1 protein-coding gene is annotated in these 704 nt (G+C 68.1%); it reads right to left on the bottom strand.

Annotated elements, in window-relative coordinates; genetic code table 11:
• Positions 1-704 (bottom strand): MFS transporter (locus FLO80_RS23625; protein WP_149187122.1); only part of this gene is annotated, 704 nt, incomplete at both ends.

Below are 704 nucleotides of genomic sequence, written 5' to 3'. Positions count from 1 at the left end.
AGGAAATAGCGCAGGGCGAAGACCCGCGCCTGCCACTGCGGCGCGACGAAGTGGGCGACCATCGCATCGTTCACCGTCACCTGGCCGAACACCGCGAACATGAACAGCGCGCCGAACAGCACCACTGCGCTGCCGTGKCCGTAGGCCAGGGCCAGCAGCAGCGGCACCTGGCAGAAGGTGAGGAAGACGAACGGCAACTTCAGGTTCAGGCGATCGATCAGGCGGCCCATGATCAGTTGCGCYACCGCGCCGAAGGCATAGGCCAGGCTGACCACCACGCCGAGGGTCTGCGGCGACGCCAGCAAGTCGCTCAGGCGCTCCTGGAACAGCTTCGGGTAGGTCACGGTGCTGGCGTTGAACACCACCCCGCCGGTGGCGGTGACCAGCGCCAGCACGCCGAACACCCGGCGCATCGACAGGCCCTCGCTGTCCTCGCCACGCGCCGCGGCCTTGGCCGACAGGTGCGGCGATGGCTCCTCGCGCACGCAGAAGAAAAAGCCGATGCCGAGCAGGATGGCCACCCCGCCGGGCAAGATGAACGCCGCACGCCAACCGAAGTGCGCGGTGAGAAAGCCGGTAAGCAGCGCGGCGAAGGCGACCCCGAGGTTACCCCACATGCCGTTGATGCCGATCTCGCGGCCGCGGTTCTCCGCGTGTGCCACCAGCATCGCGGTGCCGACCGGGTGGTAGATCGCGGCGAACAC

This window comes from Aquicoccus porphyridii (genome assembly GCF_008369105.1).
Classification (GTDB): Bacteria; Pseudomonadota; Alphaproteobacteria; order Rhodobacterales; family Rhodobacteraceae; genus Aquicoccus; species Aquicoccus porphyridii.
Note: the sequence above shows the minus strand (reverse complement) of the source record. Positions and strands in the feature narration are given on the sequence as shown.